The organism is Streptomyces geranii (assembly GCF_002954775.1).
GTDB lineage: Bacteria > Actinomycetota > Actinomycetes > Streptomycetales > Streptomycetaceae > Streptomyces > Streptomyces geranii.
In genome coordinates this window covers 26,378-50,974 of record NZ_KZ672952.1, presented here as the reverse complement: position 1 = coordinate 50,974, position 24,597 = coordinate 26,378, and the positions used below count along the sequence as shown (strand labels likewise).

General features: G+C 69.8%; 26 protein-coding genes and 2 pseudogenes. 22 read left to right on the top strand and 6 right to left on the bottom strand.

Features of this window, described 5'->3' with window-relative positions; genetic code table 11:
- Positions 1 to 48 precede the first annotated feature (48 nt).
- Genes CW359_RS00270 through CW359_RS00255 form a run of 4 tightly spaced genes read left to right on the top strand, consistent with a single transcriptional unit; the run spans position 49 to position 1,590 of the window.
- Positions 49 to 486 (top strand): phage tail protein, encoded by a 438-nt coding sequence (locus CW359_RS00270; protein ID WP_198655020.1) that lies wholly within the window; start codon positions 49 to 51, stop codon positions 484 to 486.
- Entirely contained in the window at positions 477 to 875 is a 399-nt protein-coding gene (locus tag CW359_RS00265) for a hypothetical protein (RefSeq protein ID WP_105967622.1), read from the top strand. The genes CW359_RS00270 and CW359_RS00265 overlap by 10 nt, the downstream gene beginning before the upstream one ends.
- A complete protein-coding gene (locus tag CW359_RS46165) occupies positions 872 to 1,051 on the top strand; it encodes a DUF6760 family protein (protein ID WP_105967621.1) in 180 nt (59 codons plus the stop codon). Before CW359_RS00265 ends, CW359_RS46165 begins: the two co-directional genes overlap by 4 nt.
- Positions 1,048 to 1,590 carry a phage tail protein gene (locus tag CW359_RS00255; protein ID WP_198655019.1) on the top strand — a complete coding sequence of 181 codons (543 nt, stop codon included), beginning with the start codon at positions 1,048 to 1,050 and terminating at the stop codon, positions 1,588 to 1,590. Before CW359_RS46165 ends, CW359_RS00255 begins: the two co-directional genes overlap by 4 nt.
- A gap of 97 nt (positions 1,591 to 1,687) precedes the next feature.
- Here CW359_RS00255 and CW359_RS00250 read toward each other — a convergent pair whose 3' ends face one another.
- Positions 1,688 to 2,143, bottom strand: a complete 456-nt coding sequence (locus tag CW359_RS00250) for a hypothetical protein (RefSeq protein WP_157968440.1) — start codon at positions 2,141 to 2,143, stop codon at positions 1,688 to 1,690.
- Between the two features lie 142 nt (positions 2,144 to 2,285).
- Between CW359_RS00250 and CW359_RS00245 the strand changes: the two genes are divergently transcribed.
- Genes CW359_RS00245 through CW359_RS00195 form a run of 11 tightly spaced genes read left to right on the top strand, consistent with a single transcriptional unit; the run spans position 2,286 to position 13,423 of the window.
- Positions 2,286 to 2,861, top strand: coding sequence for a hypothetical protein (locus CW359_RS00245; RefSeq protein ID WP_105967619.1), 576 nt, complete (start codon positions 2,286 to 2,288; stop codon positions 2,859 to 2,861).
- Complete coding sequence (locus tag CW359_RS00240; protein WP_105967618.1) at positions 2,858 to 3,637, top strand: CIS tube protein; 780 nt, start codon at positions 2,858 to 2,860, stop codon at positions 3,635 to 3,637. Before CW359_RS00245 ends, CW359_RS00240 begins: the two co-directional genes overlap by 4 nt.
- Before the next feature lie 15 nt (positions 3,638 to 3,652).
- Positions 3,653 to 4,711, top strand: a complete 1,059-nt coding sequence (locus tag CW359_RS00235) for a phage late control D family protein (RefSeq protein ID WP_105967617.1) — start codon at positions 3,653 to 3,655, stop codon at positions 4,709 to 4,711.
- Entirely contained in the window at positions 4,708 to 5,352 is a 645-nt protein-coding gene (locus CW359_RS00230; protein WP_198655018.1) for a phage baseplate assembly protein V, read from the top strand. The genes CW359_RS00235 and CW359_RS00230 overlap by 4 nt, the downstream gene beginning before the upstream one ends.
- A gap of 17 nt (positions 5,353 to 5,369) precedes the next feature.
- Positions 5,370 to 5,768 (top strand): PAAR domain-containing protein, encoded by a 399-nt coding sequence (locus CW359_RS00225; protein ID WP_105967616.1) that lies wholly within the window; start codon positions 5,370 to 5,372, stop codon positions 5,766 to 5,768.
- Positions 5,765 to 6,166, top strand: coding sequence for a GPW/gp25 family protein (locus CW359_RS00220; RefSeq protein WP_105967615.1), 402 nt, complete (start codon positions 5,765 to 5,767; stop codon positions 6,164 to 6,166). Before CW359_RS00225 ends, CW359_RS00220 begins: the two co-directional genes overlap by 4 nt.
- A complete protein-coding gene (locus CW359_RS00215) occupies positions 6,163 to 9,702 on the top strand; it encodes a putative baseplate assembly protein (RefSeq protein ID WP_105967614.1) in 3,540 nt (1,179 codons plus the stop codon). Before CW359_RS00220 ends, CW359_RS00215 begins: the two co-directional genes overlap by 4 nt.
- An 8-nt stretch (positions 9,703 to 9,710) precedes the next feature.
- Positions 9,711 to 10,673: a baseplate J/gp47 family protein gene (locus tag CW359_RS00210; protein WP_105967613.1), complete on the top strand. Its 963-nt coding sequence runs from the start codon at positions 9,711 to 9,713 to the stop codon at positions 10,671 to 10,673.
- Positions 10,670 to 11,323 (top strand): phage tail protein, encoded by a 654-nt coding sequence (locus CW359_RS00205; RefSeq protein WP_198655017.1) that lies wholly within the window; start codon positions 10,670 to 10,672, stop codon positions 11,321 to 11,323. The genes CW359_RS00210 and CW359_RS00205 overlap by 4 nt, the downstream gene beginning before the upstream one ends.
- A gap of 17 nt (positions 11,324 to 11,340) precedes the next feature.
- Complete coding sequence (locus CW359_RS00200; protein WP_105967611.1) at positions 11,341 to 13,161, top strand: hypothetical protein; 1,821 nt, start codon at positions 11,341 to 11,343, stop codon at positions 13,159 to 13,161.
- 31 nt (positions 13,162 to 13,192) lie between these two features.
- Positions 13,193 to 13,423 carry a hypothetical protein gene (locus tag CW359_RS00195; protein WP_105967610.1) on the top strand — a complete coding sequence of 77 codons (231 nt, stop codon included), beginning with the start codon at positions 13,193 to 13,195 and terminating at the stop codon, positions 13,421 to 13,423.
- A gap of 104 nt (positions 13,424 to 13,527) precedes the next feature.
- Here CW359_RS00195 and CW359_RS47455 read toward each other — a convergent pair whose 3' ends face one another.
- Positions 13,528 to 13,782, bottom strand: coding sequence for a hypothetical protein (locus tag CW359_RS47455; protein WP_198655016.1), 255 nt, complete (start codon positions 13,780 to 13,782; stop codon positions 13,528 to 13,530).
- Between the two features lie 313 nt (positions 13,783 to 14,095).
- Here CW359_RS47455 and CW359_RS00185 point away from each other — a divergent pair.
- The 5 genes and pseudogenes from CW359_RS00185 to CW359_RS00165 form a co-directional block, all read left to right on the top strand.
- Positions 14,096 to 14,185 (top strand): annotated as a pseudogene (locus CW359_RS00185) (LuxR C-terminal-related transcriptional regulator); the annotation flags it as partial.
- Between the two features lie 11 nt (positions 14,186 to 14,196).
- The gene (locus CW359_RS00180) at positions 14,197 to 14,688 is read left to right on the top strand and encodes an ATP-binding protein (protein WP_105967609.1); all 492 of its coding nucleotides are present in this window, start codon (positions 14,197 to 14,199) and stop codon (positions 14,686 to 14,688) included.
- A gap of 32 nt (positions 14,689 to 14,720) precedes the next feature.
- Positions 14,721 to 14,993, top strand: a complete 273-nt coding sequence (locus tag CW359_RS00175; RefSeq protein ID WP_157968439.1) for a hypothetical protein — start codon at positions 14,721 to 14,723, stop codon at positions 14,991 to 14,993.
- 104 nt (positions 14,994 to 15,097) lie between these two features.
- A complete protein-coding gene (locus CW359_RS00170; protein WP_157968438.1) occupies positions 15,098 to 17,017 on the top strand; it encodes a histidine kinase in 1,920 nt (639 codons plus the stop codon).
- 11 nt (positions 17,018 to 17,028) lie between these two features.
- Entirely contained in the window at positions 17,029 to 17,676 is a 648-nt protein-coding gene (locus CW359_RS00165) for a response regulator transcription factor (protein WP_105967606.1), read from the top strand.
- A gap of 172 nt (positions 17,677 to 17,848) precedes the next feature.
- Here CW359_RS00165 and CW359_RS00160 read toward each other — a convergent pair whose 3' ends face one another.
- Positions 17,849 to 19,039, bottom strand: a complete 1,191-nt coding sequence (locus CW359_RS00160; RefSeq protein WP_105968163.1) for an IS110 family RNA-guided transposase — start codon at positions 19,037 to 19,039, stop codon at positions 17,849 to 17,851.
- 803 nt (positions 19,040 to 19,842) lie between these two features.
- On the opposite strand from CW359_RS00160, the gene CW359_RS00155 reads away from it, so the two are divergent.
- Positions 19,843 to 21,045, top strand: a complete 1,203-nt coding sequence (locus CW359_RS00155; protein ID WP_105967605.1) for a heparin lyase I family protein — start codon at positions 19,843 to 19,845, stop codon at positions 21,043 to 21,045.
- Positions 21,046 to 21,193: 148 nt separating this feature from the next.
- The gene (locus CW359_RS45675; RefSeq protein WP_198655015.1) at positions 21,194 to 21,454 is read left to right on the top strand and encodes a hypothetical protein; all 261 of its coding nucleotides are present in this window, start codon (positions 21,194 to 21,196) and stop codon (positions 21,452 to 21,454) included.
- Positions 21,455 to 21,887: 433 nt separating this feature from the next.
- Here CW359_RS45675 and CW359_RS47255 read toward each other — a convergent pair whose 3' ends face one another.
- The 3 genes and pseudogenes from CW359_RS47255 to CW359_RS45670 form a co-directional block, all read right to left on the bottom strand.
- Positions 21,888 to 22,208 (bottom strand): hypothetical protein, encoded by a 321-nt coding sequence (locus CW359_RS47255; protein ID WP_332874950.1) that lies wholly within the window; start codon positions 22,206 to 22,208, stop codon positions 21,888 to 21,890.
- 538 nt (positions 22,209 to 22,746) lie between these two features.
- Positions 22,747 to 24,288 (bottom strand): ISL3 family transposase, encoded by a 1,542-nt coding sequence (locus tag CW359_RS00140; protein WP_408647442.1) that lies wholly within the window; start codon positions 24,286 to 24,288, stop codon positions 22,747 to 22,749.
- Positions 24,289 to 24,420: 132 nt separating this feature from the next.
- Positions 24,421 to 24,522 (bottom strand): annotated as a pseudogene (locus CW359_RS45670) (IS5/IS1182 family transposase); the annotation flags it as partial.
- Between the last annotated feature and the right edge of the window lie 75 nt (positions 24,523 to 24,597).

Genomic DNA, 24,597 nt, shown 5'->3' with positions numbered 1-24,597 from the left:
CTTCGACGAGAAGTTCGACAGGAAATTCGACAAGAAGGAGGTGCGGTTGTGGACAGGGTCGATCCCTATTTCGGCTACAACTTCTCGGTGGAGCTCGACGGCATGACCCGGGCCGGATTCCGGGAGTGTTCCGGTCTGGAGAGCAGCCAGAGCGTCGCCGAATACCGCGAGGGAATGGACGCGAACCTGGCCCCGCGGAAGATACCCGGTCTGAACAGCTACGGCGACATCACGCTCAGCCGCGGTGTGACGAACGACAGCAAGCTGTGGGAGTGGCGCCAGCGGGTGATGAAGGGCGCCGTGGACCGGCACAACGTGTCGATCACGCTGCTCGACCAGCAGGGCGGCCCCCGGGTGACCTGGAACCTCTTCGAGTGCTGGCCGAAGTCGTGGTCCGGCCCCAGCCTCAACGCGACCAGCGACGAGATCGCCGTCGAGCAGCTCACGCTCGCCTGCGAACGCATCGAGGTCGACCAGTGGAACTAGCGGGCGGCGTCACCGAGGCCCGCCGGGCCGGCCCGGTCGAGTTTCCGTTCACCCTGCCGCACGGCCTCGTCGCGCCGGACGGCACGGTGCACCGCGAGGGCACCATGCGGATGTCCACCGCGCTGGACGAGATCGAGCCGATCAAGGATCCGCGGGTGCGGTCGAACCCGGGGTATCTGGTCATCATCCTGCTGACCCGGGTGATCACGAAGCTGGGTGGCCTGGAATACATCAACACCCACACCGTCGAGAATTTGTACTCGGGCGATCTCGCCTATCTCCAGGACTTCTACCAGCGCATCAACACCAACGGGCATTCCCGGCTCCAGGTGGACTGCCCGCACTGCAGCGGGGCGTTCGAAGTGGAGCCCCCCAGCCTGGGGGAATAACGCGCTACTCCCCGGACCGGCTGCACGAGGAAGTAGCGTACGTGGCTTATCACTTTCACTGGCCCTATCTCGACATCATGCAGCTCGACCATCACGAACGAAGGCGTTGGGTCGCCGAGATCGCCCGCATAAACGAGCGGCTCAATGAACATGGAGAGGCAGGGGTGCGGCGATGACGTCGACAGGGATTCCGCTCGGACTGAGCTGGGCGCCCGCCGCCGTGGGCAACTGGACCGGGCTGCGCATGCCGGACCCGTTCGCCACCTTCAACTTCGCGGTGGAGATCGAGGGCCTGCTGGTCGGCGGCTTCACCGAGGTCAGCGGCTTGGAGAGCCGGATCGAGATGGAGTCCTACCGGGAGGGCGGGGTCAACGGCTTCGTGCACCAGCTGCCCGGCGCGGCCAGTGCCTCCCCCCTGGTGCTGCGGCACGGGCTGAGCGCGCTCAGCGAGCTCTGGAACTGGTACGACAACACCGCGCGCGGCGTAATTCAGCGCAAGAACGGCACGATCGCGCTGCTCGACCGGCACCGGATCCCGGTGATGTGGTGGAACTTCCGCAACGCGCTGCCCGTGCGCTGGACCGGCCCGACCTTCAACGCCGGAACCGACGAGGTCGGCTTCGAATCCCTGGAACTGGCCCACGAGGGACTGACCAAACCGCTGCTGGGACAGGCCCTCGCACTGGGCCACGGCATCGCCGACATGGCCGGCTGACAGGAAGCCCCGAGATGGACGACGAAACGACCTTCGACCCGGCGCTGGTCCACCGGCTGTCGCGACGGGCACTGCGCCCCGGGGTGGTTGACCCGGGTCAGGCACGGGCCGTACTGACCCGGCACCACGGCATGACGCCCGCGCTCCCGCTGGCCGAGTCTGCCGCACGGTATGCGGACCCGGTATCGCCCGCCGGTTCGACGGTGCCCATCGTGTACGCGCACCCCGCGCCGCCTGGGCAGTCCGGGCCCTCCGCCGGAGGCGCGGGCCTGGCCTGCCCGGGCTCGTCGGAACCGGCCGGGTCCATGCCTGTCGCCGCGGCGCGCCGGGCGCCGGCGTCCTCGGCCGGACCTGCGGTGCCGGCCCGCCCGGCCCGGCCCGTAATCTCCCCGGCGGGTCCCGCACGGACCACGGCCGGTCCGGGTGCCGGCGGTTCACCCGCGCGCGCCACGACATCCCCGGCCGTGACGGGGACGACGCCCGTGATCCAGCGCAAGGTCGCCGCGCCGCCCGCCCCCACGACCTCTCGGCCCTCCCGTGCCGGATCTGGCACGGCGCCGATGCCTCTGGTGCCAGGCTTCCCGCTCGCGTCCCCCGGTCCGCTGTCGACGCCGGGCACACCCGGACCTGGTCCCTCGCTGCCCGGCCGCGAGGGTCCCCCTGTGCCGCCGAAGCCGCTTGCTTCCGGTCCGGTGATGGCGTACGTCCCGTCGGCGCCCCGCCGTGGCCCGGTCCCGTCGGCGGCACCCGGTCGGCCGGCTCTCGCCCGGCCGGGCTCCGCGGCGTCGGATCCCGCCGTCCGGTCCGGCTCCGCCGACGGTCCGCACCCGGCCGTGCGCACGCCGCCCCCGACCGTCGCGGCCCACCCCGCACCGGCGTCGTACCCCAGGGCACCCGGCGCGCGGCTCCCCGCCGGGGCGGCGTCGGCCGAGGTGGTTGCCGCGCGGCAGCCGCAGGCCCAACCGGTGCGGCCCCTGCCCCTGGCCGTGACCACGGCGGCGACCACTCCCCATGACCGCCCGTCACCCGGCACGGCCGCACGGCAGGCGACCGGAGTGTCACCGCAACCGGTGGTCCCGGGCACGGTGCAGGACGCACACCCCGGGCACGCCGACCCCGCGGGCCACCCGCCCCGCGCCGACCGCGGCACCGAGCAGCCGGACCTGGCGGAGGCTGCCCTGGTGGACGTCGCGCACCTCGCGGATCTGGTGCACCAGCGGATCGTTCGCAGGCTGGCCGTCGAGGCCGAACGCAGGGGGGTACGGCGGTGACCTTCAACAAGGCGGCGGGCCTGGCGAGCACCCTGCTCGGTGTCGGCCCGGGCGGCGGCGGGCTGCAGAAGCTGACCATCTCCCACGACGGCGCGGACTTCACCGAGAACGGTCCGATCGAGGCACTGTTCAACCCGCACGAGATCAGCCGGTCGCGGTCGGTCACCTGGGAGGCGTCCGAACCGGCGTGGGGTGCGTGGACCTGGAGCGGCCTCCAGCACGAGTTCGGGGCCGTGCAGCCCGCGACGCTCTCGCTCGCGCTGTTCTTCGACACCTACGAGTCGAGGGCGAGCGCGTCGCCGTGGGCACGGGCCACCTCGTTCGTGACGCCGCCCAACCCGTTCCAGACCGGCGACGCGACCGACGTGACCGCGCTGACCGGCCGGGTGGCGCGGCTTGCCGAGGTCGACACGGAGCTGCATCGCCCGCCCCAGTGCACGCTCTCCTGGGGAGAGTTCTCCGAGATTTTCACCGGTGTGCTCACCCGGCTCGACGAGCGGTTCACGATGTTCCTGCCCGACGGCACGCCGGTGCGGGCCACCCTCTCGTGCAGCTTCGTCGAGTCCCTCACCGACGCGCAGTTGAGGGAGCGGGAACTGCACTCGGCCGACGTGGACAAGACGTGGACGGTCCGGCGCAACGACACGCTGCACAGCATCGCCGCCGCGGAGTACCGGGACCCGCGCCTGTGGCGGCACATCGCCTCGGCCAACGGCATCGTCAACCCGCGTGACCTGCGACCGGGGATGGTCCTGACCATTCCCCGGCTGGGCTGAGGGGAGGGCCACGCGATGACGACCGCAGAATCCGTGCCGGACCTCGACATCCGCTGCGACGGCGTGCGCCTGCCGCCGGACGCCCGTCTCGACGTGGAGTCGGTGACCGTCCTCGAGGACCTCGACGCGCTCAGCATGTTTACTCTGACCCTGCGCAACTGGGACTCCGGGCGGCTGGCTGTGTCCTGGTCGGACTCCCCGCTCTTCGCGGTCGGCACCGAGGTACGGATCTCGCTCGGGTTCGTCGGCGACCTGCACCCGGTGATGACCGGGGAGGTCACCAGTCTGGAGCCCGCCTTCACCGCCGGCCGGCTGCCGAGGCTGACCGTGCGCGGGTACGACTACCGGCACCGGCTTGCCCGTGGCCAGCGAACCCGCACCTTCACCCGTACCAAGGACAGCGCCATCGCCCGCCAACTGGCCAGGGAATCGGGACTGCGGGCCGAGGTGACCGACACCCGGACCGGTCTCGACTACGTGGTCCAGAACAACCAGACCGACCTGGAGTTCCTCCAGAAACGCGCGAGACTGATCGGCTACGAGGTCCACGTACGGGACAAGGTGCTGTACTTCCGGCCACCGCAGCACGGCCGCCCGCCGACGGCGACACTGCGCGTCGGCGAGGACATCTCGGAGTTCACGCCCCGGCTGCGCACGCTGACCCAGGTGCGTGAGCACACCGTGCGGGGCTGGGACGTGGCGCGCAAGCAGGTCGTCGTCGCCACTGTGGCCGTCGGCCAGGAGTCCACCACCATGGGCGGTACCGCCACCGGCCCCCGCCAGGCCGGCCGGGCCTTCGGCAAGGCAGGGTCGGTCAGTACGGACCTGCCGGTGCCGAACCGGGACCGGGCCGAGCAGATGGCCCGCGGCCGGTTCGACGACCTGGCGCTCACCTATATCACCGGCGAGGCCGAGTGCGAGGGACAGCCCCGTCTGCACGCCGGTGAGGTGGTCGACATCCAGGGCGCGGGCACCACCTTCAGCGGCCCCTACTACCTCACCTCCGTCAGCCACTCGGTGACCGCCGCCGAGGGCTACCGGACCGGTCTCCAGGTACGGAGGAACGCCGCGTGAGCGAGATCTTCGACCATCTGACGGGCCAGGAGCCCGGCCGGGCGGACGGGCGGTTCCACGGGGTGGCGATCGGCATCGTCACCAACAACCGTGACCCGGACGGCCTGGGGCGGGTCAAGGTGGCCCTGCCCTGGCTGGCGGACGACGTCGAGACCGACTGGGCGCGGGTGGCGGTCCCGATGGCAGGAGCCGGCCGTGGCTTCTCCTTCCTGCCCGAGGTCGACGACGAGGTCCTGGTCGCCTTCGAGCACGGCAACCCCGAAGTCCCCTACGTCGTCGGCGCGCTGTGGAACGGCAAGGACAGACCGCCTGTCACCAACGGCGACGGCCGCAACGACACACGGTCGATCACCTCCCGCAGCGGGCACGTGATCCGGCTGGTCGACACCGACCGGGACGAGCGCATCGAGATCGTCGACAGGAGTGCCGGGAACAGCGTCGTGATCAGCACGAAGGACAACCGGATCACGATCACCGCGACCGCGGACGTCGTCATCTCCGCCGGCGGGAAGCTGCGGCTCAGCGGCAACGGTGTCGAGATCGTCTCCAAGGCCGACGTGAACGTGGAGGCCGAGTCCGCGCTCGCGGTCAAGTCCGGCGGACGGCTGGCCATCAAGGGCAGCCAAGTCAACATCAACTGATTGGGGGGTGGAATTCCATGGGGAAGTTCGCTGCGAAGCAGGGTGACCTGGTCACGGCCACCGACATCCATGTCGTCATGGTCTCCGGGCCCTCGGGGCCGGTGCCGATGCCGTTGCCGCACCCGTTCACCGGGATCATCAACGGCGGACTGAGCGGCGACGTCACCATCATGGGCAGGCCGGCGGCGGTGGCCGGCTCCACCGCCGAGAACACCCCGACACACGTACCTGCGCCGCCGGGCACCTCGTTCCAGAAGCAGCCGTCGAACACGGCCACCCTCGAAGGCGGCAGCACGACCGTGAGGATCAACGGGAAACCCGCGATCAGGACCGGTGACCCCGCCTCGACCTGCAACGATCCGCAGGACCTCCCGAACGGGACGGTCATGGCCACGGGCACGGTGACGATCGGATGACCGAAGTCACGGACAGCGGCTTCCTCGGCACCGGCTGGGCGTTCCCCGTCGCCCACGACCCAGAACAGGGCATACGGCTGACCGGGAGCGGCGCGGAGGCGATCCGCCAGTCGATCTGGCTGATCCTCGGCACCGCGCCCGGCGAGCGCGTGATGCGCCCGGACTTCGGCTGCTCCATCCACGACGCCGTCTTCGACGTCAACGACGCGAGCACCGCGGGACGCGTCAGCCGGTCGGTGCGCGAGGCGCTGACCCGCTGGGAACCGCGCATCGACGTACTGGACGTCTACGCGGCACCCGACCCCGAGGACCGGCACCGACTGCTCATCGAGGTCAACTACCGGATGCGGTCGAACAACAGCCGCTTCAACCTCGTCTACCCCTTCTACGCCATATGACCGGACAGCCCCCGCCCATCGACCCCCGCGACCGCGCAGCCCTGGTCGCGCAGACCACCGCGCTGGCGACCCGTTACAGCGGCTGGCAGCCGCCCGCCGACGGACACCCGGACGGCGGCCAGGCGCTGATCGGCGTCTTCGCGCGCTTCGCCGAACTGGTGGTGCGGCGTCTCAACCAGGTGCCGGAACGCGACTACCTCGCGTTCCTCAACCTGATCGGGACCCAGCCGTCGCCGCCCCTGCCGGCGCGCGTGCCGCTCACCTTCCAGCTGGCCGAAGGCAGCCGGACCGACGCGCTGGTCCCGGCCGGCACACAGGTCGCCGCCGACCCCCTGGACGGCGAGAACGACGAGGTCGTCTTCGAGACCGGGACCGATCTGGTCGTGACCCGGTCCCGCCTGCGGGCCGTCGTCGTGGACGACGCCCCGCACGACACCTACGCCGACCGCAGTGCCGAGGCCACCGGCGACCCGGACGAACCGTTCGCCGCGTTCACCGGCGACCTGCCGGTGCCGCACCAGCTCTTCGTCGCCTGCGACCAGGTACTGACCGCCGAGGGCACCAAGGACGTCACGCTGATCCTGACGACCCCGGACGGCACACTGCTCGACGACTGGCCGATCTCCTGGGCGTACTGGGACGGCACCCGGTGGCAGCCGGCGCAGGCCGCCACCGCCCCGCAGGACGGCGCCTGGACGGTGATCCTCACCGGCCTGCCGCAACTGCCCCCGTACGAGGTGAACGGCACCTCGGCGGGCTGGCTGCGCGCCCAGCTCGACATGCCGCTGCCGCACGGCACCTCCGGGTTGCCGCCCGACGCGGTCGCGACCGGCAGTCGGGCTCTCCAGGCCAGCGCCGACGGGGTGTTCCCGTTCGGGCAGACCGATCAGGGCCGGTTCTTCTACCTCAGCGCCGGCGAACGGGTGGCGGCCCTCGGCGCCGACGTCCGGCTCGCCGTCACCCTGGCACGACCCGGAGAGGCCGGCCCGGCCACCCCGGTGCGGCTGGTGTGGTCGTACAAGGACGGCGACGAATGGCGGCGGCTCGGTGAGTCCAGCACGGCGGCGGAGACGGCCGACGCAGGCGACACCGGTCTGCGGGACGGCACCCTGGCGATGACCCGCGACGGTGAGATCGGCTTCCGCGTACCGGCCGAGTGGCCCGCCGAGCTGTTCCAGGGGCGGTCCGGGCACTGGCTCCGGGCGGAGGTCGTCCAGGACGGCGCCGCCTACACCCGCCTGCCGCAACTGGGGTCACTGACTCTGGGGTTCGACTGGGATCCGCCCACCGTCACCGGCATCGAGCTGCGCACGGAGACCGTGCCGGAGCCGGTGGCGCCGTCCGGAGCGTTCACCAACGGCACGCCGCTGGACGTGACCAAGGACTTCCACCCCTTCGGCGAGCAGCCGCGTTTCAACGACACCTTCTATCTGGCCTGTCCCGAGAGCCTGGTCCGGCCCGGCGCGGACCTCACCCTGGACGTGACCCTGACCAACGGCCCGGACGGCCCCGTCCCGCCGGTGAACACCGACGGCGCCCCGCGGATCGTCTGGGAGGCATGGGACGGTACCGGCTGGCGCCCGGTGACCGTCGACGACCCCGACTACGCCTTCACCGCCGACGCCACCCTGCTGTTCACCCCGCCCGACGGCTTCGCGCGCACCGAGGTGGGCGACGTCGAGGGGCACTGGCTGCGCATCCGGCTGATCGGTGGCGACTACGGGGTCGCCGCCCGCTACACCCGCAACGGCGACGGCTCCTACGAGCTGGTCGACGCCACGTTCGCACCGCCGGTGATCACCACCCTGTCGTGGAGTTCCGCGGGGCCGACGGCGCCCGTCCCGGCACCGGTCTGCGTCACGCACAACGACTTCCGCCTCACCACCCACCACCTCGGCCCCGGTACGCCGTGGTCCGTCACGCCCTTCACCCCGCACCCGGAGCGGGACCCGGCCCTCTACCTCGGCTTCGACCAACCCTTCGACACCCGGCCGGTCACGCTCTATCTCCAGGTCGAGCCGCCGGAACCGGAAGAGGTGGCGGCCGACCGTCTCGCCGGAACCGACCTGACCGACCGCGCCGACCTGGTGTGGGAGTACGACGGTCCCGACGGCTGGCAGCCGCTGGCCGCGGTCGACGAGACCGCGGCCCTCTCCGGCCGGGGCACGGTGCGGTTCGTCGGACCGGCCGACCTGACGGCCCGGGAGCACTTCGGGCAGAGCCGCTGCTGGCTGCGGCTCCGCCTGCGGCACGGAAGCTTCCCGGTCACGCCGCGGCTGCGCCGGATCCTGCCGAACACGACCTGGGCGACGCAGGCCGTCACCGTCACCGACGAGATCCTCGGATCGGGCACCGCCGAGGCCGGCCAGCGGCTCACCACCGCGCAGAGCCCGGTCCTGGCCGGTCAGCGGCTGGTGGTACGGGAGCCGGAGCGCCCGACGACGGCGGAGGAGACCGAACTCACCGAGACCGAAGGCGCCGACGCCGTGACGGTCACCGAAGACCCCGAGGAGGTCTGGGTGCGGTGGCACGAGGTGACCGGGTTCCACCGCTCCGGCCCGCTCGACCGCCACTACACCATCGACCGCCAGAACGGTGAGATCGGCTTCGGTGACGGCCGGGCCGGGCGGGTGGTGCCGCGTGGTCAGAGCAACATCCGCCTCACCTACCGCACGGGCGGCGGCGAGGAGGGCAACCGCGCCGCAGGGACCGTCGTGACACTGAAGTCCGCCGTCCCCTCCATCGACTCCGTCACCCATCACGAGCCGGCCTCCGGCGGGAGCGCGTGGGAACCGCTGGACCGGGTGCGCGCCAGGGGGCCGAGGTCGCTGCGCCACCGCGACCGCGCCGTCACGGCCCAGGACTTCGAGGACCTCGCGTACGAGTCCTCGGCCGAGGTGGCCCGCGTCCGGGCGCTGCCGCCCAGCCGGTACGACCCGTTCGACCTCTGGCTCGACCCGGCGGCCCCGGCGCCGACCGACGCGCACGTGGAGGCCGAGGCGGACGCCGGCGGTGTCGGGATCGTCGTGGTCCCGCGCTCGGGCAACCCCCGCCCGGCACCCGGCCTGGGGCTGCTGCGCCGCGTCGAGGAGTACCTGCGGGCCCGGTGCGGCCCGACCACCGCGCTCCGGGTCGCCGGCCCGGAGTGGATCGAGGTGACCGTCGCCGCGACGGTGGTGCCGTCCTCACCGGACGCCGCTGGCCTGGTCGGGGGACGGATCGAGCAGACCCTGGAGCGTTTCCTGCACCCGCTGACCGGGGGACCGGACGGCACCGGCTGGGCCTTCGGCCGCAAACCGCACCGCTCCGATCTGTACGCCGCCATCGAGGCCGTCGACGGCGTCGGCCACGTCCCTGCACTCACGGTGACGCAGGTGGCCCACTCCGACGAGCTCGGCGACCGGCTGGAGGAGGTGCTCGGCCGTTCGCTGGCGCAGCTCGCGGCCGAGCCCGCGTCCCCGGAGCTGACCCGATGGCTGGAACGGGCCTTGGTCTTTTCCGGCCGTCACCGCATCACCGTGACCCTGGGAGCGTGAGGAGTTCCGTGCCGATTCCCCTGCCGAGCCTCGACGACCACGACTTCGACGACCTGGTCGGCGAGGCGCGGGCCCTCCTCCCCGTACTCCTGCCGGAGTGGACCGACCACAACCCCGGCGACCCCGGCATCGTCCTCGTCGAACTGCTGGCCTGGCTGACCGAGATGCAGCTGTACCAGGTTGACCAGCTGCCGCAGAGCCACACCCTCAACTTCCTGCGGCTGCTCGGCGGTCCGCAGTGGTCGCCGCCGGAAACCGGCGGCCTCGACGCGGCCGTACGCCAGAGCGTCGCCGCCCTGCACGAACGCCACCGGGCCGCGACCGCGGACGACTACGAATACCTGGTCCGCACGACCTGGCCCCAGCAGCCGCAGGCCGCCGGGCTTTCCCGGGTACGGCGGGTGCGGTGCGTGGCGGGCCGGAACCTGGCCGGCACCGACCCGGCCGCGGCGGCCACGGCGCACGTCAGCGTCGTCGTCCTGCCCGAGTCGGGCGGGACGACGGACACGCACCCACAGCCCACCGAGGCGCTGACCACGGCCCTGCGTGAATTCCTCGACCCACGCCGGATCCTGACGGTCCGTCACCATGTGGTCGGCCCGGAGTACGTCGACGTCACGGTCTCCGCCGACCTCGCCCTGTACGAGGACGCCGTGCCGACGGACGCCGTCGCCGACGCGCGGAACCGGCTGCGGGAGTTCTACGACCCGTTCACCGGCGGCGACACCCGCGACGGCTGGTCCTTCGGGCAGAGCGCGTACCTGTCCGAGGTGTACGCCGTACTCGAACAATCGCCCCTGGTCGACCACATCGAGAACCTCCGCCTCACCCGCACCGGCACGGAGGGCGACGCCGGAGTGGACGGCATCGCCCTGGACGCCCACCAGCTGATGCGGCTGACCCGGGTGGACCTGACGGGCTACGACAGCTACGGCAGAACCCACCCGTCGACCTGGGAGCTGCCGACGTGAGCGGAGTGAGCACTGCGAGCGGCATGAGCCGCTACCTCGACCACCTGCCGGCGGTGTTCCGGGAGGACCCGTTCGCCGGCCGGTTCCTGCTGGCGTTCGAAGCCGTACTGACCGGCCATGACGACACCGTGGGCCTCGAACAGCTCATCGAGCGCTCCGCCGACCACATCGACCCGCTGACCACCCGCGAGGACTTCCTGCCGTGGCTGGCCGGATGGGTCGGCCTGAGCCTGCGCGCCGACTGGGACGCGGACACCAAACGCGGGTTCATCCGCGAGATCGTCCCGCTGTACCGGCAGCGCGGGACCCTGGCCGGGCTGCGCCGGATGCTGGAGATCTACCTGCGGCCCCTGGACGACGAGGTGACCCGCGACGACGTGGTGATCTTCGACGAGTTCGAGACGCCCGCCCACTACTTCCAGGTCCAGCTGACGCTCGGCGACGCCGATCCCGGACGGCTGCGCCGTGTCCAGGAGATCGCCCGGGCGATCATCGACCGGGAGAAACCGGCCCACACCTTCTACGCGCTCAAGGTCGTGGTGCCCACGATGCGGCTGGTCTCCGAGGAACTGCGCGAACGCGAGGGCGGCGTACCGGAGTTGCTCATCCTCGGCCAGAACACCGTGCTCGGCACGCGTGACTCGACCTGACATTCGGAGGAAGCCCGATGGCGGACTACACCCAACCCGACGTCGTACCGAAGCGCGTCCGCTTCTTCGACGGGCAGTTCCTGCAGGACCAGGACTTCATCGACGAGCAGAGGTTCCACCTCGACCGGGAGCGCCGGCAGAGCCGCCTGCTGCGCCTCACCGGCGTCAGCACCGGCCTGACGGTTACCTCGGCCGAGCCGTCCCGGATCACCGTGACCGCCGGCATGGCGGTGGACTCGCCGGGCCGGCACCTCGTCCTGGCCGCCGACACGAACCTGCCGCTCGGCGAGGGCTTCACCGGACAGCAGGGCATCGAGGTGCACCTGGCCTACCGGGAGGTCGCGACGGACGTGGCGCAGACCGGTGGGGCGAACGAGCGCCGCTGGGACGAGAGCCCCAGGATCGTGGTGGTCGCCCCGGACGGCACCACCACGGTCGCCCCCGACGACGCCCCGCCCGGCCTGGACGGTCCCACGGTGCTGCTGGCCCGGCTCGCGGTGGCCGAGAACGGCGAGGTCACGGTGGACCTCACCGCGGCGCAGCGATCCACCCTCTCCGTCGCGGGCGCGCTCGGCATCGGCACCACCGCCCCCGGCAGCGACCTGGAGATCGGCGACTACGGCCCGCGGGACCGGCATCTGACGTTCAAGACGGCCGGAGGCGACGCGTACCGCAGCGGGATCCGGTTGCGGGCCGGGTCGGAGGACGAGCACGAGGGCTACTCCCTGGAGTACGACCGGCGGGCGGTCGCGGGGCAGGGACTGCACGTCAGGACCCACGGTTCCGACGATCCCGAGGACGGCACGACGAGGCTCTTCGTCGCCCCCGGCGGCGATGTCGGCATCGGCACCACCGCACCGGCGAACGGGGGCGGATGGGACCGGGTCCTCGACGTGGTGGGCGCCGCGAGAACCAAGCTGTCGCTGCGGACCGCGACCATCGAGGGGCACGTGGCGGCGCACCAGGGGGGCGCGTTCGGCGCGAAGCCGGGCATGGCCGTAGGCACGGTGTCCGTCAGCCCGCTGACCCTGGTCACCGCAGGTGCGGCCCGGCTCAGCGTCACCGCCGACGGTCACGTGGGCATCGGCATCACCACCCCGGACGTGGGCACCGGGGAGTGGGGTCGGGTCGTCGACGTCGTGGGCGCGGGCGGCACCAGGCTGTCGGTGCGGACCGCGAAGGTGGACGCGCGGGTGATGGCGCACGACACGGGGGTGTTCGGTGCGGCGGCGGGCATGATCGTGGGCGCCGCGACCAACAGTCCGCTGACCCTCGTCACCAACCAGGCCGCCCGGCTCACCATCGGCGCGTCCGGCAACGTCGGCATCGGTACCAACAAGCCCGCGTCCAGGCTGACCGTCAGCGCCGAGGACAACCACCTGCAGCTGCGCCGGGAGAGGATCCAGCCCGACGAGGACAACAAGTACGTCTTCCTGGAACTGGTTCAGGACGACACGGGACCGGCGACGTATCCTCCGGCGTCCTTCAACATCAGGTTCATCCACAACGGCTACTACCAGCATCGGCTTGAGGCGGCACGCGACGGTTTTCACTTCAGGCACGGAGCCCTGGCGAACGACACATACCAGGACATCCACGCGGCGCAGGTCACGGCCACGTCACTGGCGATCGGCTCGGTCACCATCGGCGAGTTCGAGCTGGCCGCCCTGAAAAAACTCGCCGCGGGAACGCTCGGCGTCGAGCTCTTCAGCCCCCGCCTCAACACGTACGGCTACGCCGCCGACGAGATCAGGTCCGACGCGAGGCACTACGTTCTGGCACACCCGACGCCCAGTGTCGAATACCGCAGATGGGTACTCAAGATCCCGACTTCGTGACGAACACGAACCTCTGAGAAGGACGACCGGCATGAGAGCCGAGATGGAAAAGCGCGTCTCCGAACTGGAGACCGAGTACCGAGAAGGCCAGCGGATGCTCGCCGACCTGGAGGCCAAGCAGGCCGACCTCCAGCAGACGATGCTCCGCATCAGCGGCGCCCTCCAGGTGCTGAACGAACTCCTGGCCGCCGAGACCACCCCGGAACCCGGCGCCGCCGAACCGGCACCCGAGGTGGCGGCGCGTCAGGAGGTGCCCGCGTAGGGCCCGCTCAGGGTCCGGCGGAGGGCTGCTCGGACCACAGGGGGAGGCCCGCGCGGCCGTGACGTCGATCGTCATGGTCGCGGGTTCCGGCCCTCTGCTCGGTGTCACCATCCGGTGCGTGATAGATGGTTGAGGAGCAGCCCGAGGACCGCCTGGGCGGCGAGCCAGGCGCGCAGGCAGGTCAGGAAGGCACCGAACGGGACCGGCCACATCGCGAACGGGAGCCGGATACGTTCCGTTTCGGCGTCGGCGGTCAGCAGGGCGACGAACGCGGCGGTCACGAGGACGGCGAGGCGGATCTCGGCGCCGTGCCTGCGGACCAGTACCACGGCGGCCCGGCGCAAGCCTGCCACTGTCATCGCCCCGTGATCAGCGCGGCGCACACCAGATTGGCCCACACCCCGTAGCCGTACGGTCGTACCCCGCCCGCGCCCTGGCAGTAGCACGTGACCAGCAGCCGCTGTGTCTTCCGCCAGCCGAACCCGGCGACGGCCCAGCCGCGGCGTCGCCGCGCCTATGAGGGCGAAGAGCGCGAGGCCGTAAGAGAGATAGCAGGTCAGCGCGAAGAGGAGCCAGGAAGCGGCGGCTCACCACATGGACCACCTCGGGATCGCCAGCGTCAGCAGAGCCACCGCACAGACCGCCACCGCCGCGAAGTACTTGTCGGCCGGCGTCTCCGAGAAGACCGTCAAGAACCGCATCCCCCGTCTGCTGGCCAAGCTCGGTGTCCAGCGCCGCGTCCAGGCCGCGGTCCTCGCTTCCGCGCACTGGCGATGCCCGGCGACCCACCCAAAGGCGACGAGCTCGACGGACTCCTCCGGGAGGCTTTCGCCGAGCAGCACCGCGTCCTGGTCTGCGACGAAGCCCAGGGCCTGACCAAGAACTCCCTGGAGTACCTGCAGACTCTCTGGGAGAACAAGAGCACCCAGCTGACCGTGATCCTCGCCGGCGGCGACAACTGCCTCCAGCGCATCCGTAGTTGCTCCGGCCTCTTCTCCCGCATCCCGATCTACCAGCAGTACCAATCACTCACCCCCGACGAAGTCCTGGCCCTGATGCCGACCTATCACGCCCTGTGGCAGAACGTCGCCCCCGACGACCTGATGTGGATCAACGACGCCGCCTGCCACGGCAACTTCCGCAACTGGGCCAAGGTCACCTTCCACATCCAGGACATCCTCGAACAGCACCCCGAGACCGCCTGGTTCAGCCGCGACACGGTCCGCACGGTCCTCAGCTTCCTCGACAGCAGTATCCGCAGCTGACCCGAGCATTGCTCGGCCGCACCCTGGGCGACTTGCGCACCCCGCTGCGTCGTACCACCTTTCATGACGAGGCCTGTGCCGATCTGCCGCATTGGATCGGCCACGCCCGCGCCCCGCTGGACGCCGCCGCGGGGGAGGACATCGCGCTGAGGGCCCGCTACGAGATCGTCGTGGCGATCCTGCGAGGACTGGGCGAGATGCGGCCGACCGATCAGCTGGCCCGCGACAGCTGTTGGAGCCACCCCGCTCGCACACCAGGTATCGACTCGATAACGCAGCGTCATGACGGGTGGGTAGCTCTTTAGGCTCCTCGCGAGCCGCTCTGGTGGCGGCCTTCTGCACGGGGGGCTGTGCCATGGAGAGATACCGGCGGTGGGCTTATCCGGTGGCTGCTGGCGCGCTAAGTGGTGTGGCCGCGGCGGTGTGCATCGCGGCGTACGAAAACCGACTCCAGGACCTGTACTGGGGCGACGCCGGTGTCTCGGTCTCTTTCGCGGCCGTCGGAGGACTACTGGCTCATCGGCTGCCGCGCCACCCACTGGGCTGGCTGATGCTCCTGATGGCGCTGAGCGGTTCGCTCGGATGCCTGATCCACCAGGTGTGGCCGCTGGCATCGGCGGCACGGATGCCCGGCACAAGTGTTCTCGGCTGGATGACAGCGTGGGTGTGGTGGCCGGCCTTCGGCGCGCTTCCCCTGGCTCTTTTGCTGTACCCCACAGGACGTCTGCCTTCGCCGCGTTGGCGCCTGACCGGCCTCATCTTCTCGGCTCTGGTGGTTCTGCCGACCGCCGTCCTCGCAGTGGTCGGGGCCATCCACCCTACGGCCGGCGTGGTGGATCCCGAGGACATCGGGCAGAGCCCTCTCTTTCCCGTGAACCGGGTCACGTTCATCGCTTTGCAGGTATGTCTCCTGATTGCCCTGGTCTCGCTCGTGACACGGTGGCGAAGAGGAGCGCGCCTGGAGCGCGACCAGTTGAAGTGGCTGGCCTTCGCCGTCGCGCTGGCCATAGGCGGGCAGGTCGCGCTAGACCGCCTGCCGTACCCGCCTGTGGTGCTGCATGGGATCGGCTTCTGCCTCGATGCCGGCGTCCCCACCGCCGTGGCCGTCGCGGTTCTGCGTTACCGGCTGTGGGCCATTGATCTGATCATTCGACGCTCGCTTGCCTATGCGGGCCTCACTGCGGGCGTGGTCGTCCTGTATGCGGGTGTGATGTGGTCGGTCAACGGTGTTCTCCACCGGAGGTCCACCTTCGCGGCCTCCCTGCTGGCGACCGGCGTCGTCGCGGTGGCTCTTCAGCCGCTGCACCAGCGCAGCCAACGTGCCGTGAACCGGATCTTCTTCGGTGACCGGGACGAACCCCACACCGTCATGGCCCGTCTGACCGCCCGTCTGCGGTCCTCGATCGAGCCGGACGCCGCCCTGCCCATGGTGGCCCGCACTCTGGCAGACGCGCTGCGCCTGTCGTACGTAGCCATCGAGACACCCGCCGGGCCCCGTGTGCGTCACGGTGCGCCCACCGGCACCGTAATGACTCTTCCCCTGAAATACCGGAACGCGGTCATCGGCCAGCTGATGGTCAGCCCCCGGCTGCCGGGAGACGACCTTTCCTCCGCCGACAGAGAACTGCTCAACCAGACAGCCGGACTGGCGGCGATGGCCGTGGAGACCGCCAGGCTCACCGCCGACCTGAGGGAATCGCGTGAACGTGTGGTGCGTGCACGGGAGGAAGAGCGCCGACGTCTGCGCCGGGACCTGCACGACGGCGTCGGGCCTTCCCTCGTCGGGCTCCGCCTGCGGCTCGCGGCAGCCGAGCACGTGGCCGAGGGCAGCAGCGCAGAGCATCTGCGCGAACGGCTTCAGGCCCTCCAGGTCCTGGTGGACGGCATCACGTCCGATGTTTCCCAAGCTGTGGTGGGCCTCCGCCCCGCCGCTCTCGACGACGAAGGGCTGATCGAGGCCCTGCGTCTGTACGCGGACCGGCTGTCCTCCCCCGACAGCATCCGCATTACCGTCGAGTCCGAAGGGGACGCAGCGGACCTGCCCGCAGCAGTGGACGCCGCCGCGTACCTCATTGCCACAGAGGCCATGACCAACGTCATCCGGCATGCGGTCGCCACGCGATGCGTCGTGACCGTACAGGTGTCCGACATCCTCGAACTGAGTGTCACTGACAACGGAAAGGGACTGAGGGCGCAGCGTCGCGCGGGAGTGGGGCTGACCTCCATGCGTGAACGGGCGGAGGAACTGGGCGGCGAGCTGTTGCTCGACACGAAGCAGGAGCGCGGTCTCACTGTGGTGGCGCGCCTCCCGCTGGGGAGCCCGAGTTGACACCGATCCGGATGGTCATCGTCGACGATCACGAAGTCTTCCGCAACGGTCTGCGCGACTACGCGGAGGTGGCGGGCATGCACGTGGTGGGTGAGGCCGGCAATGCCGCGGAAGCGGTGGACGTCGTTCTGAACACGGAACCGGACGTCGTGGTGATGGACTTGGAGATGGCGGGAGGCGACGGGCTGACAGCGATCCGCGCCTTGGCCGGCGAACGGCCGGACCTGCCGGTCGTCGTGGTGTCCGGCTATGACGAGGGTTCCCGGGTCGGCGACGCGCTGCGCGCCGGTGCCGCCGGATTCGTACTGAAGACGTGTTCAGCACCCGCTCTGCTGGCGGCACTCGGTGCGGCCGCCCGAGGACTGACCGTACTCGACCACACTGCGCGCAGCCATCTCTTCGTCGCACTGGAGGCGGTACGGACGCCGGCGGTCAGTCCCCTTCCCTCCCTCAGTGGGCGGGAACGTCAGGTGCTGACCCTGCTGGCGCAGGGCAAGGAGCCGTCCCGGATTGCCCGTGAGCTCTTCCTCGACCCTCACACGGTGCACAACTACCTGTCGTCCGTCGTCCGCAAGCTCGGTGTGGCCGGACGCAATGAGGCCGCGGAAGTAGCGCGAGCCCACGGCTTGGGGAATGGCTCCGGTTCCCCGGCCGGCTGACCTGCGACCGGGATGATCGAGGACTGATCAGGGAGTGCTCCCGGGACACCCGGGAGCCGAACATGGGATGCGTCGGCTCAGTACTCCGATGCGGCCGGGATCAAGCAGAGAGAAGAACCACTTCTCCAAGGCCGCCTGGACACCAGCTCGAAGGAACTTCCCAATCGTGTTGTCAAGCCACTCCCGTGACGGGAGGTGAAACATGAAAGCACTCTCCGTCACGGATCATCGCCCACAGGACGTTGAGGCGTCGGCGTGCGAGAGCCAGCAGGGCCTGCTTGTGTCCCTTGCCCTCGTTTCGCTTCCGGTCGTAGAACGCCTTGGAGACAGGGCAGCACTGAAGGCTCACCATGGCCGACAGGTACATGGTTCGCAGCAGGCCGCGGTGGTAACGCCGGGGGCGGCGCAGGTTGCCGCTGACGCGGCCGGAGTCGCGTGGCCTGGGGGCCAGGCCGGCGAAGCCGGCGAGGCGGTCGGGGCTGCCGAAGGCGTCCATGTCGCCGCCGGTGGCGGCGATGAACTCGGCCGCGAGTCTGGTGCCCATGCCGGGCAGGCTGCGGATCACCTCGGCGTGCGGATGCTCGCGAAACCGGGCCTCGATCAGGGCGTCGAGTTCGGCGATCTCCTCATCAAGGGCCATCACCCCCTTCGCGAGGCGGACCACCATGGCGGCGGCCAGCTTCTCGCCGGGCAGCGCGGTCTGCTGGGCCCGGGCGGCCTCCACGGCCGTTTTCGCCAGTGCGGCGGCGCCGCGGACCTTGCGGTTCTTCAGCCACGTCTCGATCCGGCTCGTTCCCGCCCGACGGATCGCGGCCGGGGTCTGGAAGCCGGTCAGCAGCATCACCGGTCCCCGGTTCGTCAGCTCCAGTGCCCGCTCCAACGCGGGAAAGATTTCCAGCAGCTGGGCCCTGAGCCGGTTGATCTGCCGGGTCCGGTCGAAGACCGTGTCCAGGCGGCGGGTGGTGAGGGTGCGCAGGTCGACGGCGATCTCGTCGCCGGGCCGCAGGAGGCCGAGGTCGCGGCGGACGCGGGCCTGGTCGGCGATGACGAAGGCGTCCTTCGCATCCGTCTTGCCCTCGCCCCGGTAGGTGGCCGAGGCGCGGTGGACCGCCAGGCCGGTGAGGTAGGCGACCGGCTGGCCGTGGCTGACCAGCAGGCCGATCAGCAGTGCGGCACCACCGTGGTTGAGGTCGACAGCCCACAGCACGTCCCGGGACATCTCCAGGACGTCGCCGATCAGGGCGAGAAGCTCACTCTCGTCGTTCACGACCCGGCGGGACAGCAGGCGCTCGCCCTCCGCGTTGATCACCACGCAGTGGTGATGCGTCTTGCCGATGTCCACACCGGCCCAGATCTCGGGCACGTTCCCCTCCGCCAGCTCGTCGTAGACCAATCCCGCAGACGACCTCGCCGACGTTGTCCTACAGCAGCGATCGGAGTCGCATCTCCCAATTGGCGGTCGAGTCGTCGCGGGGCTCCGGGCGGCCAAGTTCCTTGAGCCATCGAGAGGTCTCCCGCATGACAGCCATACCCAGAGCCCCTGAGCCCTCCGATCTTACGAATGACCAGAGCAACCACCCTTGAAAGGTAGGGCATCGCATGACTCGAACGTCGCTTCGGCGCCTTGCCGTCGCCCTGTCGGCCATCAGCGTCGTGTCAGGTCTGGGCCTGGGACCGGCCGGTCTTGCCCAGGCATCGCCACGGCCAGCGACGGCCGCCGCGACACAGCACGTCCCCTCGGCTCTTGTTCGGGCAGCAGCAACGCAGTCACCGCCCCTCTACTACCACGACGCTTACAACTTTCCGACATGGGTCTTCGGGAGGACGCGGCTGTGCGTCACAGCCGGCTACTCGGCCCAGGGCACCGCAAGGGTGCAGAGCAGCGCGCCCCTCGCGGCTCCTGAATACGTCTCCGTGGCAGCGGGCCAGACGCGCTGTATCGAGAGGTGGTGGGGCGGGTTCCCGGTCAACGCGATGAACATCACCTACAGCCGACTGACCGTCACGGCCAGTTGAGGAACGGGGCCACGGTCTGGTCCCGTAACCCGCCCGTTGTCGCGCCGGAGACCCCCTGGGCTGTCCGGAGGCGAGTGAGAGCCAGCGCCCCGCCCCCAGGGACCGCACGAACGAAACCATTCGCCTGGCGTCCTACGAAGGAGTTCGAGCATGAAAAGGTCACACATCAGAGCATGGATCGTCGCAGTCAGCTCGACGATGCTGGCCGCGGGAGTGGCACTGGCACCCGTGCAGACAGCCATCGCCGACCCCGCCGGTGTGCAACGCACCCTCGATTGGGAGCAGTCGGCCGACCGGACCCTCCCCGCCGCGGCACCGGCCAACCTCAACAAGCAGTGGGCCACTTCGTACGGAGCCACCAACGTCACGAGCCCCACACGCGACGGCTCCTACGCAGCCCGCTTCGAGTTGCGCAAATCCGATCCGGTCGTCTCCAGCAGCAAGCGGGCGGAGATCTCGCAGCGCGACGAGCAACCCGCAGGCGCCGACCGGTGGTACGGCTTCAGCATCAACCTCGCGACCACATGGACCCACGACACCTCGGCCGAGATCGTGAGCCAGTGGCACCACTGCGACGTCGGCTGCCCGGGCACCTCTCCCCCCTTGGCACTTCTGACCGACGAAGGACGCTGGAAGATCGACTTCCGCGGTGAGCCCATCGATCTGGGTGCCTACACCACGGGAACCTGGGTGGACTGGGTCTTCCACGTGACCTGGAGGACGGACAGCACCGGCCTCCTCCAGGTGTGGAAGAACGGCGAACGCGTCGTGCACCAGACCGGCGCCACCCACGACGGGGGACCACGGTCGCCCTACTTCAAGTTCGGTATCTACAAGTGGGACTGGAACACCGGAGCTCCCTCCAGCACCACGCAGCGAGTGATGTACTACGACGCTCTGCGCCTGGGTGACGAACGCGCCGTCCACGCGGACATCACGCCTCAGCGAACCTGTACGCGAGCCCCGGTGGTCGCCGCCGCGTCCGCCACCACGTACGAGCCGGCGAACCCACCCTCCAACGCCATCGACAGCAACCTGACCACCCGCTGGTCCGGCCAGGGATTCGGCGCCGCACTCATCCTCGACACGGGCAGACTCCGCCGGCTCTGCGGCGCCACCGTGGCCTGGCATCGCGGTGACCTGCGGTGGAACGACTACACCATCCACGCTTCACAGGACGGCGTCTCGTACACCAAGGTGTGGGAAGGCCGCAGTTCCGGTACGACCACGGCGCCGGAGACGGTGCACTTCACCTCGGGCACCCTGGACGCCCGCTACCTCAAGATCTCGTTCTGGGCGAATCCCGAGAACGACTGGGCAAGCATCACCGAAGCGAGGCCACTCGGCCTCTAGCGAAGCGAGGGACTGCCCGGCCGGGCCCGCCGCATACCGCGGCGGGCCCGGCCCGCTGATGCAGGCGGGCACGTCGACCGCTGTCACCTCCGGCGCCTCGGCCCGCCCGCGCAAGGTCGCCCTGCCGTGCGCTTGTCCGCCCGTCTACGTGAGGAATCTCCGGGCCTTCGATGAGAAGAGCCAGGCCGTCGAGGAGCAGTACCTTGAGGCCGGACGTGAAGAGCACGTCGAGCCGCAGGCCATAGCCGTCGTCGAAGGCCCCGACCACTGTGGCGAAGGCCGGGAAGCGGCCGTACAGAAGCGGCTGCAGCACGAGTCGATGGCCCCGTACCTTCTGACCACCGGCGGCGGGTACGTTTTCGTGCCACCCGTCGGGGCTACCTGGATGGAGGCGCTGGCCGGAGCATGATTTGCGGAGGTCGAAATTTCATCTGCGACTGGTCTCCACCCTCGGCGTCTGGCGGCCGGCAGGGGTCCTGGAGCGCCCGGTAGGCATCCCGGTGATCAGTTGGTCTTGTGCTGGTCCTCGGTCGGGGCAGTTGTGGGTGTGGCCGGTTCCGGGGTGTTGGTGGTGGTGTAGCAGACGGAGCTGCGCTGCTTGGTGCGTTGGGCGTGTGCTTTTGGCGACGAGTCCTTCGGTTGTGGTGCGTACGACGGTGGTCTTGATATGCCGGTCGGGGTGGGCCTCGCCGAGTGCGGTTGCGATCTCCGCTGTGGAGCGGGGTTCGTTCTGATCGGCGGGGTGGTGGCGGATCAGTTCGACGAGGGTGGGCTGGGCCGCCTTCGTGGTCGTCACCTTGGCTGCGGCCTCGGGCTTCTTGGCGGCCGGCTTCTTGACCGCCTCACTGCTTTGCGCGGTGGCGGTCTTCTTCGCCCGTACGCGCTTGTTTGTACCGGGCTGCGTAGTGGTCTTCTGTCGCGGTACCGAGGGCGCTGCGGCCGCTTCGGGAGCGGGCTGGGAGATGGTGTCCGGGCCCGCCGAGCGACTTCTGCATGTTCGTCAGCAGGGTGTGGTCGTATTGCAGGGCGCGCAGTTGTTCCTGCAGTGCGTCGATTTCCGCGCCGATGCGGTCCTGTTCCTTGGCGTTGCGGTCAAGGTCGCCTGCCACCTGGGCTGTGTAATGCGATGTCAGTTCGGTGGTGGCGGTCTGGGTGTCAGGCATGGCACCGGCCCTTCCTCGGGGCGCGGCCCCGGGCTGAAGTTAACCTCCAGGGCGGGCGCCTGGGCTGGGCGGTGACTCCGCAGGGGTTGATTGAGTCATGGGTGGCCGCACCTGGTGCAGTCTGCTCCCGTGTAGCGATAGTACGGGCGGGCGGAGCCAGTTGTTCCGCCCGGGCGATGTCCTGCGCTCAGCCGCACTGTCATCCGTGCACCGTAGTCAGTGCGGTCGAGGCTTCGGCTCACCGGGCCGTCCTGTGACGTGCTGTGGGGGCAGGTGCCAGAAGGCTTCGTCGGTTTCGCGGTTGTGGTGCCAGATGGCCAGTGCGTGTGACGCCGTCAGCCGGTCAAGGAGTTCGGTGGTCTGGTGGGGTGAGTGCCCGCACGTGCGGGCGAGTACTTCCATGTCGGTGCTGCCGGTGTCTCCCGAGGTGTGCGAGAGGGCCAGCGCGGTCAGCTGCAGAGCCGCGGGTTGTCCGGTTGGTGTTGCCAGGGGAGTGTGTGGGCGGACGGCGGAAATGGCTCTGATCTATATTTCGGGATCACCCAGGGTGATTGGCTCTCGGTGTGAGGAGGACGCGGCGTCGCAGGAGGTCGAAGTGGGCCCGCCCGTATCCTTGCCGTTTGAGGAACTTGATCCGATTTACATGGCCTTCGACGATGCCGCTGGAATAGGGCAGGGTCAGGCCGGCTGCCACGGCGTCGAGGTCTTTGCGCAGGTTGCGGGCGAAGTTGCGGAGTGGTGGCAGCTCGCTGCCCTCGGCCGCCTTCATCCAGCGGGGTAGGAGGTGGCCGTCGAGGTTCTTCATCATCGTGGCGAAGTCCGCGATGTGCCTGCGGAGATCGGCGAGTTCGGGACAGCGGGTGAGGATGCGTTTGAGGCGGAGCTGCCGGCCGGGGGTGAGGTTGTCGGGGTGGCGGGTGAGCCAGCCGACGACGTGCCGGACGGTGGGAGCCTCGGATTGCTTGGGCGTTGGGGCTGCAGCCGAGCGCCATGGCTCCAGCCAGCGCCTCAGGCTGCGGCTGGTGCCGCGATAGCCGCGTTCCTGGATCTCTCGGAAGAGGCGTCCGCTGTCGGTGCAGCCCTCCTGCCAGCGCATATTGAGGTACTCGGCCCACGCCTGAAGTTTCGAGTCGCGACGGGGCCGCGGAGACAGGACCTGATCGACTGCGGTGGCGTGCGCGTACTTGCGGACCGTCTTGCGGTCCATCCGCAGCGTCTCGGCGATGACCTGGATCGCGACGCCCTTGTCGTACATCTCGTGTACTGCCGCGAAGTGGCGCCGGGTGTTCGCCGCTGGCTTGCCCTCGATCACAGGTGCGGCGGGTGCCGCCACTACTTCGTCCTGGCCCGTCTCCGCGGGCGGGACGAGGCAGTGGCGGTGAGCGACGACGCACTTCTCCACGGTCTTGCACAGGTTCAGCCAGAGATGAAACCTTTCGGCGATCTGGACTGCGTCCGACGCCGCGGTGCGTACGGCCTCGGCATAGGCGCTGGCCCTGTCACGGCACACGATCTCGGCGCCGGGGTGCATGTGGAGCCATGCGGTGAAGGTCTCGGCGGTGCGGTCGGGGAGCACATCGACGGGGCGGCCAGTCTCGATGTCGATCAGTACAGTGCCGTAGACGTGCCCGCGCTTGAGAGAGAAGTCGTCCACCCCCAACACCCGCGGGCTTCGCTCCGGCGGGTCGGCGGGCAGGGCCCGCACCCGGCGGAGCAGGGTGTTCGGGCTTGCCGGGCAGCGCAGTACCGCAGCGAGCCGGGACCCGGCCCGGCGGGCGAGGTGACAGCCGATTGCCTCCAGCACCGTCTGCTGGAGCTGGCTTCGGCGGCCGTAGCGGAAGGTCAGTCCCTCGACCTGCTTGGCGAAGGTCCGGCGCGGGCAGTGCGCGGCATCGCAGCGGAGCCGGCGCACGGTCAGTGCTATCGTCACCGCCCTCCCGCCGACGGCGGGATCGGCAAGCCGTCGGCCATAGCGGTCATGAACTCTGCGCGAACTGGTTCCACAGGCTGGGCAGGACGCCCCTTCAGCCGTCGTACACGCCGTGATGCACAGCCTCGTGCCGACCTCCCGCACGTCCACGACGGCCACACCCGCCAGGTGCGGAAGGAGCAGGTCAAGTATCTGATCGCTTAACACACCTGCTCAGATATCAACTTGACGCTGTGTCACGCTGGGTGATCCCGAAATGTGGATCAGAGCCGATCAAAGTTTTCCGTTGACAGGACGCACCTTCGACGGCGGGATCAGCGGCTTCGGGATCTCCCACAATCCGTCCGGAACAATCCAACTCCACGTACTCCGCCCCGTAGACAGCTCAACGTCCGCCTCACCACGTAGGACACGGTCTTAGACAGCGTGCGCGGCCCTGGTGCTCGTGGTGGTGGCGGT

Excerpts from the sequence above, each read along its gene's own strand:
- CW359_RS00255 (WP_198655019.1), top strand. The coding sequence starts at position 1,048 with ATGACGTCGACAGGGATTCCGCTCGGACTGAGCTGGGCGCCCGCCGCC.
- CW359_RS00245 (WP_105967619.1), top strand. The coding sequence starts at position 2,286 with ATGGCGTACGTCCCGTCGGCGCCCCGCCGTGGCCCGGTCCCGTCGGCG.
- CW359_RS00235 (WP_105967617.1), top strand. The coding sequence starts at position 3,653 with ATGACGACCGCAGAATCCGTGCCGGACCTCGACATCCGCTGCGACGGC.
- CW359_RS00225 (WP_105967616.1), top strand. The coding sequence starts at position 5,370 with ATGGGGAAGTTCGCTGCGAAGCAGGGTGACCTGGTCACGGCCACCGAC.
- CW359_RS00220 (WP_105967615.1), top strand. The coding sequence starts at position 5,765 with ATGACCGAAGTCACGGACAGCGGCTTCCTCGGCACCGGCTGGGCGTTC.
- CW359_RS00215 (WP_105967614.1), top strand. The coding sequence starts at position 6,163 with ATGACCGGACAGCCCCCGCCCATCGACCCCCGCGACCGCGCAGCCCTG.
- CW359_RS00200 (WP_105967611.1), top strand. The coding sequence starts at position 11,341 with ATGGCGGACTACACCCAACCCGACGTCGTACCGAAGCGCGTCCGCTTC.
- CW359_RS00195 (WP_105967610.1), top strand. The coding sequence starts at position 13,193 with ATGAGAGCCGAGATGGAAAAGCGCGTCTCCGAACTGGAGACCGAGTAC.
- CW359_RS47455 (WP_198655016.1), bottom strand. The coding sequence starts at position 13,782 with ATGACAGTGGCAGGCTTGCGCCGGGCCGCCGTGGTACTGGTCCGCAGG.
- CW359_RS00180 (WP_105967609.1), top strand. The coding sequence starts at position 14,197 with ATGCCCGGCGACCCACCCAAAGGCGACGAGCTCGACGGACTCCTCCGG.
- CW359_RS00165 (WP_105967606.1), top strand. The coding sequence starts at position 17,029 with ATGGTCATCGTCGACGATCACGAAGTCTTCCGCAACGGTCTGCGCGAC.
- CW359_RS00155 (WP_105967605.1), top strand. The coding sequence starts at position 19,843 with ATGAAAAGGTCACACATCAGAGCATGGATCGTCGCAGTCAGCTCGACG.
- CW359_RS47255 (WP_332874950.1), bottom strand. The coding sequence starts at position 22,208 with ATGCCTGACACCCAGACCGCCACCACCGAACTGACATCGCATTACACA.